A 22,247-nucleotide genomic window follows, 5' to 3' on the forward strand; every position below is an offset into this window, starting at 1 on the left:
ATTTCTTAAGTTGATGGATGTGGGGTACCGCCACATGCCCATCAAGAGATATTTAAAAAACGTTGTTTTTCTTCTATTCTATGATTTTTTAGAAATAAAAAAGTTATTTAATTATGGAAGGCCCCTTTAAGAATGGCCCCTTACTTTTTAAAAATCGTTGTATTTTCTATACGAATTGAATCAACTTCACCACAATTTAAACAAAATGAGTAAATCTTATTAGAACCTTTACTTAGCTTTACAGGTATATAGCTTCTATAAATTTATCACTCCCACATTTCTCACATATTTTATTTTCCAATAAAATACCCCTCCTAATTACACTTAAAGAATATTGTTATTTTTATTATACAAAAACATAATAAAAGATGGAAAAAACCCCAATTCTGCTTCATTCTTTCAAATAACTTTATCTGTTTTTAAACGACTTTATTGTAAATTAAATAACTTTATTATTTCTACACATAAGCTCAAATTTCTTCCTCATATTAAAGTGGAACAAATTTATTACTTAAATTGTCTATTTAGTACACTTTTTAAATATGAATATATTTCTTAAATTGACTTCAATAATTTCAAGTGAATCAACAGGAGAATTGAAAGGCAGGAGAAAGTAGCATGTCAGAAAATTATCGTTCTCAAGAGGAGCGACGACAAGTTAAAAAGAAAAAACAGCCTGTTGCTAAGAAACAAAAAGCAAAAGGTAAAACATCATTTTTTCGTAAGTTTTTAGTTAGTTGTTTATTACTTGGTATTGTGGGGTTAGTCGCAGGGGTTACTACCTTTTTCGTTATGATCAAAGATGCTCCAAAACTTGAGAAAGCAAAACTTGTTAATCCGTTATCCTCAAAAATTTATGATAAAGATGGGAAATTGATATATGAATATGGAAAAGAAAAACGAACGAATATTATGTATGAACAGATTCCTAAGTTAGTAGAAAACGCGTTTTTAGCAACAGAAGATGCACGTTTTTACGAGCACAGTGGCGTAGACTATAAAGGTACTGCACGTGCAGCCTTAGTCAGCCTAAAAGGGGATTACGGCTCTCAAGGTGGAAGTACGATTACACAGCAAGTTATTAAAAATTACTTCTTATCGATGGAAAAAACGTCAAAGAGAAAGGCGCAAGAAATATATTTAGCATATAAGCTAGAACAACAGTATTCAAAACATGAAATTTTAGAAATGTATTTAAATAAAGTTTACTTAGGTAACCGTTCATACGGAATCGCAACAGCAGTACAAAATTACTATGGTAAGGAATTAAAAGATTTAACACTACCAGAAGTTGCAATGCTTGCTGGTTTAATGAAAGCTCCTAATAATTATGATCCAACGAAAGAACAAAATATCAAAAAAGCAACAGAAAGAAGAAATGTTGTACTTAAATTAATGAATCGACATGGTTATATTACAAAAAAAGAAATGGAAGAAGCATCAAAAGTTCCAGTAACAGAAGGACTTAAGAAAGCAACTGAACAAAAAGAAATGCCCTATCCAGCTTTTATGGATGCGGTTGTGAAAGAAGTTGAAAAAGAGTTACCAGATGTTAATATCGGATCGGACGGTTTAGAAATTTATACAACATTAGATCCAAAGGCACAGGATTTTGCGGACAAGCTTTTAAATAAAGATATTATTAATTATCCAAATGAGAAATTCCAAGGGGCTTTCACATTTATGGATACGAAAACAGGAGAAGTACGTGCAATTGGTAGTGGGCGTGGTGAAAATAAAACTGTTTTTAAAGGACATAATATTGCAATTGAATTAAATCGCTCAGCAGGTTCAACGATGAAACCAATTTTTGATTACGCTCCTGCAATTGAATATTTAAAATGGGCTACTTACCATCAAATTGATGACTCTCCATTTAAGTACTCAACGGGACAAGAAGTTAGAAATGCTGATAGAAAGCATTTAGGACCAATTACAATGCGTGATGCATTGAAAACGTCCCGAAATATCCCGGCAATAAAAACTGCAAAAGAAGTAGGAATTAATAAATCAAAAGTTTTCTCTGAAAAGCTAGGTATTACATTTAATGTAGCACCGACCGAATCAACAGCGATTGGTACAAATGAAGCGTCACCGACTGAAATTGCAGGTGCTTATGCGGCATTTGGTAATGATGGTAAGTATACGAGACCACATTTTGTTAAGAAAGTCATTTATTCAGATGGTAAATCAAAAAGCTTTGAGCAAAAGTCAAAACGAGTTATGAAGGATTCTACAGCATATATGATTACTGATATGCTTCGTACTTTTGTTTCATCTGGATTAGGCACAACAGCTAATATAAGTTCGTTAGATATAGCGGGTAAAACAGGTACAACAAACTATTCTTTAGAACAAATAGCACAATATAATCTACCAGAAAGTGCAACTCGTGATAGTTGGTTTGCTGGTTATACACCGCAATATACGATGGCAGTATGGACTGGATATACTAAGGATAGTAAAGATGATTATATTAGTAGTAAAAATACGAAAATAGCTCAATTGATTTTTAAAGAAATGATGAGTAAGTTTGCTACAGATAAGTCGCAATTTAAAATGCCGAACAGTGTGGTTCAAGAAGGTAGCGAATTACGTATTAAAGGTGAGAAGCGTGATTCTTCTCTAAATACGAAAATAGCAAATACAACTGAACAGCCGAGTGAAAATAAGCAAAAAGAAAAACAAAAGAAACCAGAAGAGAAAAAGCAAAGTGAGCTAAAAAGTGGTGGTGATCAGGGAAATACAACGCCACCAAACAATGGTAGTGATCAGGGAAATACAGCGCCACCAAACAATGGTAGTGACCAGGGAAATACAACACCACCAAACAATGGTAATGGCCAAGGAAATACAACACCGCCAAACAATGGTAGTAATCGAGGGAATACAACGCCACCCAAAAGTGGTAGTGACCAGGGAAATACGACACCACCAAACAATGGTAATGGCCAAGGGAATACAACGCCACCCAAAAGTGGTAGTGACCAGGGAGATACAACATCACCAAACAATGGAGATGACCATGGAACGCCACCGCCACCAAGTAATGATGGGAATACAGGAGAGGATCCAGCTAATAATGGATAATAAGTAATCATATAATCAAAAAAACGCTATTCTCTTTGTAGAAAAATACAGAAAGGATGGCGTTTTTTATGACGCTATCGATTCAATATGAGTTTCATTTATTCGCTAAAGAACTCCAGCGATATCTATCTCCAAGTATCCTTCAAAAGCTCCTACAGGAGAAGAGTTTCGTAAAACGTAAAAGTAAGTATGAAACAAGAGATTTGGCCGATTTATGCATTTGGATTAGTCAACACGTAGCATTTCTTCGAGAAATCTTTACTTCTCTTTTCACACAAAAACTCTGTTCAAATCACTCACTTTCTGCACATATAATCTCTACTTTCAATCGTATACGTATTCTAGATACAACAGTGTTCCAACTACCTGGTCAATTCGCCACCGACTATCAAGGTTCAGGTGGGAGTAGTAATAAGACAGGCATGAAAATTCAATTGGAATATGATTTACTTAGCGGTCAATTCATTAGCGCGCAGCTTGGACCAGGAAAGAATAATGATAAAACATATGGTACCATCTGTCTTGAAACCGTAGAAGCAGGCGATTTGTGGTGATCTAGGTTACTTCGATTTAGTAGACTTACAAACCATTCAGGATAAAGAGGCTTACTATATCTCACGGTTGAAGTTGAATACACGCATTTATATCAAGAACCCTGACCCAGAATACTTCAATAATGGTACGTTAAAAAAGTAAACAGAATACATCAGGCTTGATATGACACAAATGATGTAGGATCTAATCCCTGGTGAAACGATAGAAATCTACGAGGCATACATTGGCCAAAATCAGAAGCTTCCAGCACGTGTCATTATCCATCATGTTTCAATAGCAATTATACGAATTTCTTTTCCTTTAAATATGAAATGAAAAATAGACGATACATAAAGAATTGTAATGCCATATAAAATGAGAATGGTGCAGGATAATAAAGTAATAGTATGCATCATTAATTTTAGTTTTTTCTCTCGGTATAAGTTAAATCATATTCCACCTATATGCAGATTTGGTTCATTTAAAGATAACTCATTGTAAAATGCAAACCACCATGATTAAAATGAGCGATTATGGAGCTAACCCTTCTAGAAATAGCAATTTAATCATGAGAAAGCATGAAGAAGCTTTCCAACAATTTTAATCCTTTCCTCTAAATTTTCAGTATCTCTTTTCAAGATACAGGTTATATCGAACTGTAAGAGGAAATCAAGTTGAAATTTTGTTATATACCGGGCTTTTTATGCTTTTTAAAATTTTCCACCACAATAACCTTCAATAATAAAGCGTCAGGACACGTGTATAATAAAAAAATTAACATAATAGTTTATAAAATTTATTGCATAAATCGTAAAATTCGGTGTATAAATATAAAGTGTTATACAGATTTTTATATCTGTGATTTTGGAATGTTATGATATCAAAAAGTGAAGTAATAGGTTTTATCAATACTTGACAAGTTCAAAAATTGTGGATATGCTTTAACACGAAACGAACAAAAAATTTAAAATATTAATAACCTGTTAGGTGAGGCTCCTATACAAACACAGGCTATTGCCCAAAAATATCGAAAGATGCCAATGGGTAGAACAGGAATTGTCGGATTAAGGCTCTTCTTAAGATAGCTAAGTGATGAATGATTCATCCTTTACGTTGTATAGTGCCAAAACTCAACTAGGGGGAATGAGCTTTATTTAGCTATGTCTTTTTTAAATCTACCTCCTTTAGTTGAATCACTAGAGGAGGTTTTTTATATACAAAATTTTATTTGTAATTAGTCTCTTATAAAAGGGGGGAAAACTAATGATTGATGATATTGATCCCATATTTATTAAGAAATATGTTTTCCCTGAAGTGGGAAATGATAACAAGTATCATTGTCCTTAAGGAGGATTTACGATGAAAAAATGTTTAAAACAATTATTAACGACAAAAGACATACACTTAGTGCAGGAACTTATAAAAAACCAATCCTATGATATTGCAATGGAAATGAAAGGTTTTCAACATAAAGATCAGATATCTTTAATGAAATGTTTTCCTACTGAAAAAGGTGCGAAAATTCTCAGTTACCTTACACCAGAGGAGCAATATAATATTTGTACCAATTTGCCTGTGGATAAAGGAGAAGAGCTATTAGCTAGGCAATCTATTGATGACCTTGTTGATGTAATTCTTTCAATTCATCCACTTCAGGCTGAAAAACTTATACAACTTTTGTCTGAAGAATCTCAACAAAGAATTAGAAGTCTGCTGGTTTTTCAATCTGGAACAGCGGGCAGTTTGATGACAATTGACTATATTGCTGCCAGGGAAAACTGGAAAGTAAAAGATACGCTGTCGCATATTAGAAAAATTGGGGCAGGGGTTGAATCAATTTCGTATATTTATGTTCTGGATACACGTGGTCAGCTTAATGGAATTGTTTCTATTCGTGAATTATTGCTAGCTTCAGATGATAAGACTTTATCATCGATAATGGCATCAGATGTTATTTCAGTTTCAGTGAACCTAGACCAACAGGAAGCCGTACAAAAACTAATGGATTATGATTTATCCGCTATACCTGTAACAACGATGGATAATCGGATGATAGGTATTATAACCTTCGATGATGCAATGGATGTTTTCGAAGAAGAAGCAACTGAAGATATTCAAAAATTAGGAGGGAGCACCCCATTAGATAAGCCATATTTCGAAACCTCTATTTGGCAAATATACCGTAAACGTATAGGTTGGTTATTACTTCTGTTTGTAGCAGAAGCATATACTGGTTCTGTACTTCGACATTATGAAGAAACATTGACTCATGTAGTTGCACTGGCTTTCTTTATTCCGTTGCTAATTGGAACTGGTGGAAATACAGGTACACAGGTCGTAACTACATTGGTTCGAGCTGTAGCTCTAAATGAGGTGAAATTTAAAGATATATTTCGTGTTATGAAAAAAGAAGCATTAGTAGGCCTTTTACTAGGGCTTACATTAGCCGTGGCAGCATTAATTCGTGCGTACACTTTAGGCGTAGGTACAGAAGTCGCGCAAGTTGTAGCTATTACTGGATTGTTCATTGTTATTTGGTCGTCCATTGTTTCATCTGTATTACCTTTGATTTTAAATAAGTTAAAGCTGGATCCAGCTGTTATCTCAGGTCCGTTCATTACGACATTAGTCGATGGAACGGGGTTAATTCTGTACTTTACCATTGCAAAAATGTTACTAGGGTTATAAGAAATTTATATTAAGTTTTTTATACCTAAGTTCGTTCCCGCAAAGTTTGTAGACAAACTCGTTGGAAGTATAGAGAAAGAGAGAATAGAAGTGAAAAAAGTATTCAAGTTACTGGAATATCCGTTGGTGTTTTCGCTTATCATTACAATTGTATTTGGAATTTTGATGATGTATAGTGCTAGCGCAATTGTTGCAGTTAAAAATTATGGCTATAGTAGTTTTTTGTTGCTAATAAGAGGGAACTTATAAATAAAAATTACTATTTATGGTGAGAATAATACTATTTAAGTGCTATTGAACTTTTGAAAAATGATTGAAAATTCAGAGTTATTATAAAGTGTAGTTTTAAAATTATTTTTTAAAAACAGGGGGATTCTATTTATTTGGATAGGAGGTAAATTTGTTGAGATCTAATAAAAAATATTTTTATAAACAGGAAGTATTGAGCAAAAATTATAATATGCTAATTGAAATTGCAAAAAGTGATGTTGAATCAACGTTAGATTTTTTTAAAACAACGTCTCAAGGGCTGTCTCACGAGGAAGCTACTAAGAGGCTTGAAGTGTATGGAGAAAATAAAGTAGTTTCTCAAAAAAGAATAAAATGGTATATAACATTATTTAATTCTTTTAGAAGTCCGTTTATTTCTCTTCTAATTATATTAGGGATGTTATCTTTTTTTACCAATGATATAAAAGGTACTATTATTGTGGGAATCATGGTGACGTTAAGCGTGTTAATTCGGTTCATACAAGAAATTCGTTCTCAGAAGTCTATAGAAAGATTAAAAAATCTTGTATATGAAAAGGTAACTGTTCTCAGGAAAGGAAATATTCCTTATAAAGAAAATAAGAGAACTTTATTGGAGGAAAGTGGAAAGGTACAAATTGGTCTTGAGAATCTTGTACCAGGGGATATTATAGAATTATCTGCTGGAAATATTGTGCCTGCAGATGTACGGATTATCTCATCAGAAAATTTACTTGTAAATCAATCATCTCTAACAGGAGAAGCATTGCCCGTTGAAAAATCAAATCAGTATTTCCATATGTATAAAAAACGTAAAATTAGAAAAATCCAAAATCTAATTGAATTAGAAAATCTCTGTTTTATGGGAACTCATATTATAAGTGGTACAGCAAAAGTAATAGTTGTAGGTACTGGAACAGATACTTACTTTGGTTCAATAGCAAAGAATCAGGTTAAGCTGAACAAGAAATTTGATTCTGAATTCGATAGAGGGGTAAGCAAAGTTAGTTGGCTATTAATTAAATTTATGATCATCATGACTCCTATTGTCATGATAATCCATGGGGGTATTAATGGGAATTGGTATGAGGCTTTTTTATTTGCAATTGCTATTGCAATTGGACTCACTCCAGAAATGCTTCCAATGATTGTAACAGCTAATTTAGCTAAAGGCTCTATTAATATGAGTAAAAAAAAAGTACTTGTAAAACAACTATCTTCTATTCATAATCTTGGAGCTATGGATATTCTCTGTATCGACAAAACAGGCACGTTGACAGAAAATAAGATGGACCTGGTACGCTATACAGATACAAATGGAGAGAAATCGGATGAGGTTTTAAGGTTAGCGTATATAAATAGTTACTTCCATACAAATTATAAAAATGAAATTGATTTATCAGTTATACGTTATGTAAAAGATAGTAGTAAATATGATCTGTCTCAATACTCCAAAATAGATGAATGTCTATTTGATTTTGATAGAAGAAGAGTTTCAGTTGTTATAGAAAAAAATGCTAACGAACGAATAATGCTTTGTAAAGGTGCAGTTAGAGAAGTTGTATCAATTTGTAGTTTTATAAAAGAAAATAATAAGATAATTCCTATGACAGATGAAATCCAGCGTAGAAATAAACACTTAATTGAACTCTGGCAAGAGCAGGGGATGCGAGTTGTTGCAGTTGCATATAAGCAATTAAATAGTGATAAAGTGGGAAGTTATTCTATAAATGATGAATCAGATATGATACTCGTTGGATATGTAGGTTTTTTAAATCCACCCAAACAATCGGCCATCGCTGCACTTCATACTCTACAAAAGAAAGGAGTACAAGTAAAAATTTTAACAGGTGATAACGAGTCCGTCACAAGAAATGTATGTAGGAAAATGGGGTTGTATATAGGAGAACCAGTACTGGGTTATGAAATTGATAGTCTTCCTGATAAGGTATTAGGAAAACTTGCAAGTAAAACAAGTGTGTTCGCAAAATTAAATCCTAGTCAAAAATTCCGTATTATAAAGGCACTTCAAATAAATGGTCATACAGTTGGGTTTATGGGGGATGGAATTAACGATGTGTTTGCCTTAAAACAGTCTGACGTTGGTGTATCTATCCATTCAGCAGATGATATTGTTAAAGAGAGTTCAGATATTATACTTATAGAAAAAGACTTACATGTTTTAGAAGATGCTATAGTGGAAGGACGGACAACGTTTGGAAATATACTGAAGTATATTAAGATGACAGCAAGTTCAAATTTTGGAAATGTATTAAGTTTATTAATTGCTAGTGCATTTCTTCCTTTTCTTCCAATGCTACCAATTCAAATATTATGTCAAAACTTACTATATAATCTATCCCAACTTTCAATTCCGTGGGATAAAGTAGACAATGAATTTTTAGTAAAACCAAGAAGTTGGGATACAAAAGATTTATTTCGTTTTATTATTTTTATTGGGCCGGTAAGTAGTGTTTTTGATATAATCATTTTTATCGTAATGTGGAATGTATTTGGTGCAAATATTCCTGAGATGCAATCCTTATTTCAAACGGGTTGGTTCGTAGTAGGGTTATTAACACAATTATTAATTGTGCATATGATTCGTACTCAACATATCCCTTTCCTACAAAGTACGGCTGCTAGGCCAGTTTTGATACTCACAGGCTTAGTTATGTTTATAGGGATTTCCCTTCCATTTACCAGTTTAAGTACTCAAATTGGTTTAACTCCACTTCCATTTTATTATTTTCTGTGGTTATTGGGAATTTTAACAATATATGCTCTAGTTACTCAATTTATAAAGAGAATATACATTAGGAAGTTTAATCGGTGGCTATAAAACTAAAAAAGTCAATCAAAAACAAGTGCTACTAAATACTACATCTTTTATGGAAAAAGAGTTAAAGGTTAATTCTAATAGGGGTCACCATACACATCCTTAAGTTGATGGCCATGGGATCTCTTCACACATCCCTAAGTTGCTGGATATGTATGGTGACCCCCGTAGTCAAAGAAGTAAGAAGATATTTAGAAATGCATCAAATTTTGAGGAAGTGCTTGTGAACCGTATCATAAATAGATGAGGTTTTGTATGTTCGATTTTTAAATAATACCCAAAAAGGAGTGGGTTGCAGTTATAGTAATACTCTATTTTTTGTATTTCTATAATAGATAATTTTTTAAAAAAACAGAATTATCTTGACAGTTATTGAATGGATTGATAAGGTTATAAAAAAATATTTCTTATCCAGAGAGGTGGAGGGACTGGCCTTATGAAACCTCAGCAACAGGTCTGCTTAAGTAGACACTGTGCTAATTCCAGCGGGTGATAATCCTGATAGATGAGAGCTTCCGTTTTTATTTGTCAGTAGCGCCCTCTTTTTTAGAGTGCGTTTTTGTTTTTTCTGGATAGTAACTAAAGGAGAGTAGAAATGGAGAACAAAAATGGGCAAGAATTTCAAAGGAAAATGCAAGCACGTCATTTAGTCATGCTATCACTTGGTGGGGTGATTGGAACTGGCTTATTCTTAAGTTCGGGTTACACTATTCAACAAGCTGGCCCATTTGGAACAATTCTATCCTATCTGGTTGGTGCGCTAGTGGTTTATCTAGTTATGCTATGTTTAGGAGAGCTTTCCGTACATATGCCTGAAACGGGCGCATTTCATAGTTATGCAGTTAAATACATTGGACCGGGTACAGGGTATACAGTAGCCTGGTTGTATTGGTTAACTTGGACTGTTGCTTTAGGTTCTGAATTTACAGCCGCAGGATTACTTATGAAGCGATGGTTTCCATCGATTAATGTTTGGGTATGGAGTGCTCTTTTTGCCATTTTGATCTTTGTATTAAATGTCCTGACTGTAAAATTTTTTGCCGAATCCGAATTTTGGTTTTCATCGATAAAGGTTATAGCTATTGTGATTTTTATTGTTTTAGGAGTAGCGGCAATGCTAGGGTTTCTTCCGATGACTCATTCAAAAGCAGCACCATTCTTTTCTAATTTTACAAGTGGAGGTTTATTTCCCCATGGTGCTACGGCCATTATAATGACCATGCTTGCGGTTAATTTTGCTTTTTCTGGAACAGAATTAATAGGCATTGCAGCTGGAGAAACAGCGAACCCGGAAAAAATGATACCGAAGGCCATTCGAACTACTCTGTGGAGATTGATCATCTTTTTTGTAGGAACGATTGTTGTTTTATCTGCGTTATTGCCTATTTCCGATGCGGGGGTATTAGAGAGCCCTTTTGTTGCAGTTCTAGAACGAATTGGGGTGCCATATTCAGCTGACATAATGAATTTCGTTATCTTAATAGCCATTTTATCTGCGGCAAACTCAGGCCTTTATGCCTCTTCTAGAATGCTTTGGTCGCTTGCGAATAAGAATACCATATCACCGATTTTTGGAAAAATGACGAAGCAAGGTGTTCCAATCAACGCCGTCATTTTCAGCATGGTGGGTGGAGCTTTGGCTTTGCTCTCAAGTATTGTGGCACCAGATACTGTCTATATCGTACTTGTTTCCATTTCGGGTCTAGCAGTAGTAGTAGTTTGGATGAGTATTAGTGCTTCCCAGTTCCTATTTCGCAGACAATTTTTGAAAGAAGGAAATTCTGAAAAGGACTTGATTTATCGGACACCACTATATCCATTAGTACCAATTGCTTCTTTTATCCTTTGTCTGGCATCGTGTATTGGAATTGCATTCGATCCAACACAGAGAATTGCCTTATATTGCGGCATACCGTTTATTTTGTTTTGCTATGGAAGTTATTATCTAACAAAAAATCTAAAAAAGAGGGGCGTAGATTATGTCGAACAAAATCAACCCAATTGATGATATTTTATCCCAACATTCCATTATGCTTCTTGACGGAGCATTAGCTACAGAATTGGAGGCGCATGGATGTAATTTGGATGATCCTCTTTGGTCGGCACGTGTGTTACTAGAAAATCCGGAACTAATTTATCAGGTTCATTCAGACTATTTTCGTGCTGGAGCGGACTGTGCCATAACAGCAAGCTATCAAGCTACTATTAGTGGTTTTTCCGCGCGTGGAATACAAGAACAGGAAGCTTTGGAATTAATTAAGAAAACGGTGTTACTTGCAAGAAGGGCAAGAGATGATTTTTGGAAGGAAAATACGCAAACGAATAGGCCTAAACCATTGGTTGTTGCATCAGTTGGGCCGTACGGCGCTTACCTTGCAGATGGTTCAGAGTATGTAGGCAACTATGGTGTGACAGATGATACATTAGCAGACTTTCACCGTTCGAGAATGTCTGCGTTAATCGAAGCAGGTGCAGATCTATTGGCATTTGAAACGATCCCTTCCCTGCAAGAAGCAAGAGTATTAGACACATTATTGCGTGAGTTTCCAGAAACATATGCGTGGCTTTCCTTTTCGCTAAAAAATGAGAAAGAGATTAGTGAAGGTAAGAAACTCGTGGAGTGTGCACGAGCTTTTGAGAAAAGTGAACAAATTGTAGCGATAGGCATCAATTGTGCGCCAGTAACCGTTGTGACTGGTGCAATCCAAGCGTTGAGGGCAAACACCAAAAAATCGATTATTGTTTATCCAAACTCTGGTGAAACTTATAATCCAGAAACAAAAACATGGCATGGTCATGAACAATGTAACACGTTGAATATTCAATCTGAAGAATGGTACCAAGCAGGTGCACGTTTAATAGGTGGATGCTGCAGAACGACACCGTATCACATTGAGGAGATATCGAACAAGTGGCGTTCTTCCGAGTTTTTCTATTCGAACGAAGCAAAACAGTAATGTAATGGATGATAATCTATCTTTGTGTGTATTTTCATGATTTAGCTTGTTCAGGAATCTACAGTTACGTCTAGTGGCACAAAATGTCTTTTCAGAGACACAAATGTGGATGGTAGCCTCGGAAATCCATTGGACTTTTGGGTACCTTAGGTATGGAAAGGAATCAGGGAAAATAAAAACCGCTAGTTTAATAGATATGGTAGATAACATGCTGAATCTTTTAATGAAGATGTAGTTGATCCAATTGAAGGTGAATGGGACCATTTATTCGTAATTAAAGTTAACGAAGAGGTTAATTTAGTTATTTAAAAAATAGTTCAATAATTATATGAAAAGTTGTTGTGGTAAAAATCCTTGTTGTAGTAGTTAATATGGTCATATTGTTGTAAAAAAGGGTAGATGTAAACAGGCATACTCTCCTGTTCATCTATCCTTTCCTTTTTACCTTATAAAATGTGTGACATTATATTCAATCGTATAAATATAGGATTTCATTACTATTTCCTGGACTTTTAATAAAACGATAGGGTTTATTTGGTATGCGTATTATTAAGAGTATGCTTCTGTTTTAGGAATGCTTTACCCCACAAAATGAAAGTACACTTTGTTTCCATTCTTAAGTTGATAGATGTCTGGTGCCCCACTGTAAGAACGTAATTGTATTGTAGAAAAATAAAATAGAAGGATTATTTACCTTTAGTAAATATGAGAACTTTATATTTTTATCATTTTAGCCAAGAAGACTCCTTCCTCAAGGAGCGTGAAGGGTCACAGTCCAGTGAGTAGGTGGGAGATGAATTGGCGGGATGGAAGGAAGCCATCTTAATTGTTCGACATATATAAAGTATTACTCCACTACCTATCGAATGTACGTTTGGTTTATAATAGTCATATACCGAAATGGAGGTGAATCAAATAATGATTAATAAAGCCTATAAGTTTCGTATCTATCCAAATCAAGCACACGCAATTCTAATCAACAAAACGATTGGGTGTTCTCGCTTTGTATTCAATCATTTCCTATCCTTATGGAATCACGCATACAAAGAGACAGGAAAAGGCTTGACCTATGGTATATGCTCTGCTAAACTACCTGCCATGAAGAAAGAGCTTGTTTGGCTAAAAGAAGTGGATAGTATTGCGATTCAGTCGTCTGTTCGCAACCTTGCGGATGCTTATACGCGCTTTTTCAAAAAACAAAACAGCGCACCGCGCTTTAAATCTAAGAAGGACAACGTACAATCTTATACCACAAAACAAACAAATGAAAACATTGCCGTTGTAGGGAACAAAATAAAGTTGCCGAAACTAGGCCTTGTTCGATTTGCTAAAAGTCGCGAAGTAGAGGGACATATTGTAAATGCGACTGTTAGACGCAACCCTTCTGGAAGATATTTTGTGTCACTATTAGTTGAAACAGAAGTACAAGAACTTCCGAAAACACAGTCTTACATTGGAATAGATGTAGGACTAAAAGATTTCGCTATTTTGTCAGATGGAACACCCTATAAAAATCCAAAGTTTTTCCGATCATTAGAAGATAAGCTGGCGAAAGCACAGCGTGTTCTTTCTAGAAGAATGAAAGGATCTTCTCGCTGGAATAAACAACGAGTAAAGGTAGCTAGAATTCATGAATACATATCAAATGCTAGAAAAGATTACTTGGACAAAATCTCAACCGAAATCATCAAAAACCACGATGTTATCGGTATAGAGGATTTGCAAGTATCGAATATGTTAAAGAATCATAAGTTAGCAAAAGCAATTAGTGAGGTGTCTTGGTCACAGTTTCGAACCATGTTGGAATATAAAGCAAAATGGTATGGCAAACAAGTCATTGTCGTATCGAAAACATTTGCTTCCAGCCAATTATGTTCTTGTTGTGGATATCAAAATAAAGACGTTAAAAATCTAAACCTACGTGAATGGGACTGTCCTTCTTGTCGTACACACCATGATAGGGATATTAACGCAAGCATCAATCTAAAGAATGAAGCGATAAGGCTTCTAACCGCAAGGACTGCGGGGATAGCCTAATCAATTAGAGTTCGATAGAACTCTTTACTTAGGAATCCCTCACTTCTAAACGAAGTAAAAGTGGGGGTAGTTCAATATTCCATTCGTAATAACAAAGCAACTCAAATTGTCGGCATACTTGGATATTAAGCCATATATACAATTGCGTAAGGATAGAGTAGTACCTGAAAAGGGTGCTACTCTTTTTGGACTCTATAAACACAACATGACAAATGTTACTTTTCCATAAAAGAACAAGAACAAACTAGGAATTATGTTTTCCTACATCGAATTTAAACGTACATGTCATTCAAAATAGATGCCAGACACCTGGATGTACATAGCTAAAAGCAACTCATCAAACGCTGGAGGGATACAATGTCTTATAAAACGATTCATACCGATTTTCGAAATGACTATACAAATGCTCGAGATGCCTTGTTAAATGAAGGGATCGTTGAAATTGGCTATGTCCAATATGAAAGTCAAAAAGGACTAATCATACGTCCTGCCTACGAAATAGAAGGAGAAATTTATTTTTCTCGGGAATGAAAGCAGCGGGAGATACGATATACAGTGTACAATTACGCCCTTTTAATGAGCTAAAAGAGGCGGATTACATTCCGCTAGAAGAAAAATATTGTATAACTATGTAAATAAGGAAAAAGTTAAACCAGCAGTTTATGATAGAAAGTGGTCTGGGGAGTTATGGAATATGACAGAGCAAATCACAGGTATTGTGTATGAATAACCACAGTGTAATCCTAATTAGGTAGGGACCACACGACCGAAAATAGAAAATTGTACGTTAAGGGGGATAGATTAACCATTACGAGGATTATATCTACTTGCTGTTTTTTCAAATCTTAAAGATAATGCTATCAAGATTGACTAACCAGAACCAATGGGTCTCTTTTTCTTTCTTTTTGATAAGTGTTATTGATTGCTTACAAACCTTTAATTATCAAGAAGACAAAAACTTACCAATAGGGTGTATCCTATTGATAATGTATAACCCATAAAAAGAGAACAACCTGGGGCCACTCGCATAATTTAAACCGAAATTACTGGAGAATATGCCCAACATATTAAAGGTGAAGAAAGCGATGTCATCGAAATCGCTATAACCTAAAAAGAACTTGTAGTAATACCTACAAGTTCTTTTTGTCTTTTTAGCGAAATTTACAATAAAATTCTTAATAAGTTTTAGCAAATCAAAACTACAGGAGGTGCCGTAAAGTGTATCCTCCCAAAGAGGAAGGAAGAAATATAGTTATTTTATATTTTAAAAGACAAAAAATCAAACGGTTCATAAATAATATGTATTTATAATGAGTAGTACCAATAAATTAAAATTTATTTATGAGCTTCTAATTTATGTAAATCTTAAACATGGATTAATGGTTTTATTCTAAATGCAATTCTTAATTGTAAAGTTTCGTTTGGATCTTTTATGTTTCGTCCAAGTATTTCTTCACATTTCTCTAAACGATAAATAACGGTATTACGGTGTAAAAATAAACGTTTAGCAGTTTCGGATATTGCACAATGAGTTTCTAAATAAACAGATAACGTGTGCAATAGTACAGCATGATCTTTTTCATTTTCATTTGCAAGTGAATGTAGTGTGCTCTCATAGAACTTTTTTAATTGTTCTTGTGGAATCATACGTAAAATTGCTGATATTTCTTTTGCTTGATAGATTTCAATAAATTCTTTACTCCCTGACATTTCACCATAGTAAAATGCGTCTGTGGCTTCTTTAAATGAATGAGATATATGTAACAATTGTTCGCTAGAATTAGCAATTCCAAAAGATATGCTTTTTTGAAAATATGTATAGATTTTCACCTGTATGTTTTTTAATAAAGAGATCATTCGTTCTTTTTCAGTTTGTCTCCAAATGCCATCACAATTCACCAACAAAACATACATATCATCTTTTATGAATAAATGAACATTTGCAGTATAAGAATTTAGTTCTTCCTCTATCAAGTCATATATAAGATCCTTTTCTTCTTGATATTCCATAAATGACATAGTGAATTCTTTTATATCTATTTTTCCTATAATACAAATATATTTTTGATCAAATGATAAATTAAATTCTTTTCCTAGATTAATAATTTCATCTTGAGTAGAGAAAACACTATTAATAACATTCGTAAAAAATTCATCCTGAATGCGTCTTGAGTATTGTCTTAAAGAATGTTCTTTTATTAATTCAAAAGCAAGGACGTTTGCAGCTTGTTCCACAGCCAATACCATTGAACGATTTAAAGGTGAAATAAAGCCGTCTATAACTAAATAGCTGTATTGATTATTCTGTGTATAAATGGGAAAAATTGAAACTGTATCACGAGTTTTAGTAAGAAGAGAAAAAGTAACAATTTCTATTGTTGATAACGGTAGTTTACGCCCGTTTATAAAAAACTTCTTTAAACTTTGAATAGATGCTTTAGTGTTATTGTGTTCGGAAATAGGGCGCAAGTGATAGTCAAGTAGTACAACTGGTAACTGAATTAGTGATGATAAATTTTCCAAAATCATATTTATGCCTTTTCCACTTATAATATGATTTGAAAATTGTTGATGTATTTGCATTGCTTGATGTAATTCATTAGTTCGCATATCCAGAATATAACTTAAGGTTTGATTTACAAGATCTCCTAGTCCTATGTCAAATGGGAGCTCAATAATTGGAAAATAAATTTCATCTGCTAATGAAATAATATCTTCAGGTATTTCTTGTAAAAACCGTTTAGTTTTTATACCTAAAGCTGTACAACCTTGTTTCTTCATTTGTATGATAAGTTCTCGTAATGCATACATATCGTCTTTAAAATGATATGCACTTGTAACTAATAACTCGTTTCTTTTTAAGAAATGAATAATATCAGGTGCATCCATCATATTAACGGTATAAACTTCTTGTTCTACACCCTTATGACCAGCGATAAGTTTAGCTTGATCGAAGATAGGGATTTTCATAATATCATATAGTTTCATTCGATTTCCTCCAAGGGTGACTTATGTAGGATATTAAGAGCCAAATTACTAAATAAGTAGATTATACTAACTCTTAGTATGTATTACAAAGTTTAAATGTAAATACTACGTTATGGAAAATAATAATTGGATAAATTGATTAATAATATTTTGCTAAATAACTGCCATTATAAAACAGGAAACCTGAGAGTAAAGGGTGTTAATTCTAACTATGGTTATAATAACTAAAAAAACAGCGTATATTTGGATGATTTGTCAATGTAGTTATTAGAATTAAATAATAATATATGAAATAGGCCTTATAAAAAATTTGAAAAGTTGTTGGATATCCAATTATTTCAGAGTTATGTTTGAAAGATTCTCCATAAAAAGATAGGGAAATAAATAGATTTAAAATGAATTGTGAGAGAAAGTATTATACGATTTGACAAAGTGTTAAAGTAGTATGCTTATAAAAATATTAAATAAGGTGGATTTTCACTGAAAAATGTAAAGGGAGTATTGTTAATATGTCTGAATCTTTAATGAAAAAACAAGATAAATTTGGAGAATCCACTACTTTTATTCCTTATTGGTGGAAAGTTGTACTAGCATTTACTTTAGGAACAATATTTCTTAATGCGGATCGGTACATTTTAAACCCTATATTGGGAGAGATAGGGTTGGAGTATAACTTGAACAATACTCAACTGGGTTTAGTAAATAGTATTTTCTTTTTCACTTATACAATCGCACAAATTCCGGCCGGTACATTGAGCGATAAGTTTGGAAGGAAAATAATTCTGGTTCCGGGTTTTATTTTATTTGGAATTTTTACAGGAGTAAGTGGTATTATGGCTGGATTTACAGGATTCTTAGTGGCGCGTGCTTTAACAGGACTTACACAAGCTACTTATTATGGACCACAGTTCGCACTTTCTTCTGAGGCAATACCAAATAAAAGAAGGAGTATCGGTTCTGCCATCATTAATAGTGGAGCTGCTTTAGGAATATCATTAGGCTTTATTTCTTCTAGTACCCTTGTGTTGGAATGGGGAATAAATTGGAGAATGATGTTTTACATATTTTCCGTTTTAACCATTTTATGCGGTTTGTTCATTGGTGTTGTTGTCAAAGAAGGAAAGAGACAAAAGAAAGATGTGAGTAATCCAGTCATAGATGTAGAGGCTGATATAAGTATGCTTTCTTTATTAAAGAACCGTAATCTTTTAATTACATTCATTGTATTATTTTGCTCTATTTATGGATTTACAGTTATTATGACGTGGTTACCAAAGTATTTACAAGTGGAGCGCGGATTTCAGGGAAGTGAAATAGGTTTTATTTCATCATTAGTTCCATGGGCAGCAATACCAGGGTCACTTTTTGTTGGTTATTTATCTGATAAATATGGAAAGAAAAAGATATTTGTATTTACATTGGTTCCAATCGCTGCAATTTCTTTATGGGCAACGGTGTATATTCAAAGTATTCCTTTAATGATTGGAGCTCTTATTATTTATGGTCTTTTTGGGAAAATAGCGCTTGATCCGGTGCTAATTGCAACTGTTTCAGAGAACGTAAATCCAGAATCATATGGCCGAGCGTTTAGTCTTTATAATTTTATAGGAATGTCATCCTCAATTGTGGCTCCATTTATCGCAGGTTATTTAGCCGATTTAACGGGCAGTATGGCTGCTGGGTTTTATTCAGCTGTTATCATTCTTGGAATAAGTTTAATTATCATGATGTTTTTTAAGGAGACTTCTCCGAATACACATTTTGAAGAAGGAAACATTTAAGGAGATAAGAGTAAATTAATTGGAAGTTTACTGGAGGGAAATTAATGCATACACTGGATAAGTTGCAATTAGGAAAGGATACACTCGATTTACTTAATTGGTTAGGAGAATGTGGAAAAGATCCAGAAGGGGGCGTATCTAGGTTCTTATATAGTTCAGAGTGGCTAGAGGCTCAAGAGTCTCTAAAAACGCTATTTATTAAAGAGGAATTATCTATCCATTATGATGAAATCGGAAATTTATTTGGAATGCTTGAAGGTAGTAAATATAAAGATGAAACAATATTAACTGGTTCTCATGTTGATACAGTAAAAAATGGAGGATTATTTGATGGACAGTATGGTATTATCGCTGGATTTTTAGCTATAAAATATTTAAAAGAAAAATATGGACAGCCTTTGCGGAATATTGAGGTTGTATCCATGGCGGAAGAAGAGGGAAGTCGATTTCCTTATACATTTTGGGGATCTAAAAATATTGTTGGGATTGCTAAACAAGAAGATGTTCAGAATATCTCAGATTTTAATGGTCAAGCATTTGTAGAGGTGATGAGACGAACTGGTTTCACATTTAAAGCAAATCCTGAATATGCTCGTAAGGATATTAAAGCATTTGTTGAACTTCATGTAGAACAAGGAGAAGTACTAGAGAAAGAAGAGAGATCCATTGGTATTGTCCAAAACATTGTTGGTCAACGACGGTTTACAGTTGAAATAATTGGTGAATCCAATCATGCAGGCACAACACCAATGAAATATAGAAAAGATGCGATGAGCGCAGCTAGTTATATGATACATAGGATTCATACCATGACTTTAGAACATGGGGAGCCGCTTGTTACCACTGTTGGGGAAATTAAAGTAGAACCCAATATCGTAAATGTAGTACCGGGTAAAGCTATATTTACGATAGATGTAAGACATGTAGAAAAAGAAGAATTGCATCAATTTACTGATAAAATAGTACAGGAAATGAACAAAGTTGCAAATCAATTAGGAGTTCAAATAAAGATTAAAATGTGGATGGATGCTGCACCAGTACCAATGGATAGAAATATAACTGACATTATCGAAAAGCAATGTTTGCAAAATAATATTGTGTATAAAATGATGCATAGTGGTGCAGGTCATGATGCTCAGATTATAGCACCATATATACCGACAGCCATGGTTTTTGTTCCAAGTCATAAAGGTATTAGTCATTCTCCGTTTGAGTATACGGATCCTAAAGATTTAGCTGAAGGAGTAAATGTGTTAATTCATACATTATATGAATTAGCATATTAACACGGTTTAAATAAATTTATAAATAATAAATAAACAATGTTTTATTGTTGTTTATTTATTATTTAAATTAACTATTCAATTATCTTATTCAATTCAGATTTACTACAAGCAAAGGCCCTGATATTAAATTTCTAAAAGGGGGACATAATGAAACAAAAAGTATTAATAGAAAATAAAAAAAATAAAATGACTCCTTATTGGATGAGATTAGTTATTGTATTTTTTTTAGGCTGGATTTTTATATATGGAAATCGCGCTATTTTAACCCCAGTAATAGGGGAAATTAAAAGTGATTATTCATTAAACAATGCAGAAATAGGGCTTATGAATAGTTTGTTTTTCTTAGCTTATACAATTGTACAAATTCCATCGGGCTATTTAGGAGATATGTATTCAAAAAAATGGGTGCTCGTTCCTGGATTTCTGATTTCCGGAATATTTTTAGCTGTAACGGGATTGTCAGAAGGATATTTGTTACTTATATCTGCATGGATGATTGCTGGAATTGGACAAGGAACTTTTTATGGTCCACAATTTGCATTATCATCAGAATCTATTCCAAATAAATACCGAACAATTGGGAGTGCAATAATAAATAGTGGAGGAGCGATAGGGTTATCTTTAGGATTTATATTTTCTAGTTACTTTACGCTATCTTTAGGATTTAGTTGGAGAATTACTTTTTTTATTTTTGCTCTACTAACAATAATAGTATCAATAATAATGTTATTTACCATTAAAAATGATAGTGAAAATAAAAATTCAATAAAGAGGAAAATTGATATTGAAGAAAAAAAATTCTCAAGTTCAATTAAACTCTTATTAATGAACAGAAACTTAATAGTTAGTTATATTGTGGCTTTTTGTTCATTATATGGATTTTCAGTTATGGTAACCTGGCTTCCTTATTATCTTCAAACTGAACAAGGAATAGAAGGTAGTATAGCGGGGTATTTATCGTCAATAATTGCACTTTTAGCGCTTCCTGGAAGTATTTTATTTAGTTGGATAAACGACCGCTTTCAAAAACATGTCAAAATCATGAAGTTTATGTTGATATTTTCTTCAATCTTCACTTTTTTAATTGGTTTTACTAATAGTACTGTTTGGATTATAGTGGGGCTAGTATTATATGGCTTTATGGGGAAAATTGCAATGGATCCTATAATTGTAGCTTTTGTAGCAAATAATGCTCCTCAAAATCTATATAGCACAACTTTTGGGTTATACAATTTTATAGGAATGTCTTCAAGTGTACTAGCTCCTTATATCACAGGAGTATTATCAATTTATACAGGAAGTATGAAAGCAGGCTTTTATTTGGCTTCACTCTTTTTACTCATCGGGTATTTCAGTTTAATTTTGATAAAAGAAAAAGATGCTAATATATAATAAAATTATTGAAGTAAGAGATGAATCTCTGACATAAAAACACGATGTCTTAAAAGACATCGTGTTTTTATGTCAGAAAGAATCGTTATACGCAGCTGTACAGAAATAAAGTTCTCTTTAAATTAATAGATTTGCTATTGAAAATCATGATGAATATATACAACTAAAGCAATTCCTTTACAAAAAAGTATCCATTTTCATGTCTTCTTACACAAGATTAAATGAATATAATTCTTTAAATCTATAAAAATTTTGTTTAGAGTTTCTTATCCTTGTACATTTGTACAACAAGGGAAGAGGGCGGTTAAATACCAATTTCATCTTCATGTTAAATCCTTATTTAACGAACACTTGAATGGTGAAATGCTATCTCTACTAGGGATAGCATCAAATTGCAATTAAGTTA

11 protein-coding genes, 1 pseudogene and 2 riboswitches are annotated in these 22,247 nt (G+C 33.5%); of the genes and pseudogenes, 11 read left to right on the top strand and 1 reads right to left on the bottom strand.

Features of this window, described 5'->3' with window-relative positions; all coding sequences use genetic code 11:
• Positions 1 to 618: 618 nt before the first annotated feature.
• From HFD78_RS25235 to HFD78_RS29675, 8 genes and pseudogenes are all read left to right on the top strand, one after another.
• Positions 619 to 3,090: a PBP1A family penicillin-binding protein gene (locus tag HFD78_RS25235; protein WP_001293929.1), complete on the top strand. Its 2,472-nt coding sequence runs from the start codon at positions 619 to 621 to the stop codon at positions 3,088 to 3,090.
• Positions 3,091 to 3,158: 68 nt separating this feature from the next.
• Positions 3,159 to 3,918 (top strand): annotated as a pseudogene (locus HFD78_RS25240) (IS4 family transposase); the annotation flags it as partial.
• Between the two features lie 678 nt (positions 3,919 to 4,596).
• Positions 4,597 to 4,773, top strand: a riboswitch (M-box (ykoK) riboswitch).
• 210 nt (positions 4,774 to 4,983) lie between these two features.
• Complete coding sequence (mgtE, locus tag HFD78_RS25245) at positions 4,984 to 6,312, top strand: magnesium transporter (protein ID WP_000710591.1); 1,329 nt, start codon at positions 4,984 to 4,986, stop codon at positions 6,310 to 6,312.
• A 400-nt stretch (positions 6,313 to 6,712) separates the two neighbouring features.
• Positions 6,713 to 9,403 carry a magnesium-translocating P-type ATPase gene (mgtA, locus tag HFD78_RS25250; protein WP_097814412.1) on the top strand — a complete coding sequence of 897 codons (2,691 nt, stop codon included), beginning with the start codon at positions 6,713 to 6,715 and terminating at the stop codon, positions 9,401 to 9,403.
• A 401-nt stretch (positions 9,404 to 9,804) separates the two neighbouring features.
• A riboswitch (SAM riboswitch) is annotated at positions 9,805 to 9,912 on the top strand.
• A gap of 83 nt (positions 9,913 to 9,995) precedes the next feature.
• Positions 9,996 to 11,405, top strand: a complete 1,410-nt coding sequence (mmuP, locus tag HFD78_RS25255) for an S-methylmethionine permease (protein WP_000428527.1) — start codon at positions 9,996 to 9,998, stop codon at positions 11,403 to 11,405.
• A complete protein-coding gene (mmuM, locus tag HFD78_RS25260; protein WP_000066233.1) occupies positions 11,380 to 12,357 on the top strand; it encodes a homocysteine S-methyltransferase in 978 nt (325 codons plus the stop codon). Before mmuP ends, mmuM begins: the two co-directional genes overlap by 26 nt.
• 918 nt (positions 12,358 to 13,275) lie before the next feature.
• Complete coding sequence (tnpB, locus tag HFD78_RS25265; RefSeq protein WP_000608419.1) at positions 13,276 to 14,394, top strand: IS200/IS605 family element RNA-guided endonuclease TnpB; 1,119 nt, start codon at positions 13,276 to 13,278, stop codon at positions 14,392 to 14,394.
• A 357-nt stretch (positions 14,395 to 14,751) separates the two neighbouring features.
• The gene (locus HFD78_RS29675) at positions 14,752 to 14,925 is read left to right on the top strand and encodes a hypothetical protein (RefSeq protein ID WP_002196456.1); all 174 of its coding nucleotides are present in this window, start codon (positions 14,752 to 14,754) and stop codon (positions 14,923 to 14,925) included.
• A gap of 834 nt (positions 14,926 to 15,759) precedes the next feature.
• On the opposite strand, the gene HFD78_RS25275 is transcribed toward HFD78_RS29675, so the two are convergent.
• Positions 15,760 to 17,382, bottom strand: a complete 1,623-nt coding sequence (locus HFD78_RS25275) for a PucR family transcriptional regulator (protein WP_000780658.1) — start codon at positions 17,380 to 17,382, stop codon at positions 15,760 to 15,762.
• A gap of 509 nt (positions 17,383 to 17,891) precedes the next feature.
• On the opposite strand from HFD78_RS25275, the gene HFD78_RS25280 reads away from it, so the two are divergent.
• The 3 genes from HFD78_RS25280 (at position 17,892) to HFD78_RS25290 (ending at position 21,841) form a co-directional block, all read left to right on the top strand.
• Positions 17,892 to 19,163, top strand: coding sequence for an MFS transporter (locus HFD78_RS25280; RefSeq protein ID WP_000004414.1), 1,272 nt, complete (start codon positions 17,892 to 17,894; stop codon positions 19,161 to 19,163).
• A 44-nt stretch (positions 19,164 to 19,207) separates the two neighbouring features.
• Positions 19,208 to 20,449: an allantoate deiminase gene (gene allC, locus HFD78_RS25285; protein WP_000556988.1), complete on the top strand. Its 1,242-nt coding sequence runs from the start codon at positions 19,208 to 19,210 to the stop codon at positions 20,447 to 20,449.
• A gap of 147 nt (positions 20,450 to 20,596) precedes the next feature.
• A complete protein-coding gene (locus tag HFD78_RS25290) occupies positions 20,597 to 21,841 on the top strand; it encodes an MFS transporter (protein ID WP_000810966.1) in 1,245 nt (414 codons plus the stop codon).
• Positions 21,842 to 22,247 lie beyond the last annotated feature (406 nt).

The organism is Bacillus sp. EKM501B, from assembly GCF_011800505.1.
Taxonomy (GTDB): domain Bacteria; phylum Bacillota; class Bacilli; order Bacillales; family Bacillaceae_G; genus Bacillus_A; species Bacillus_A cereus.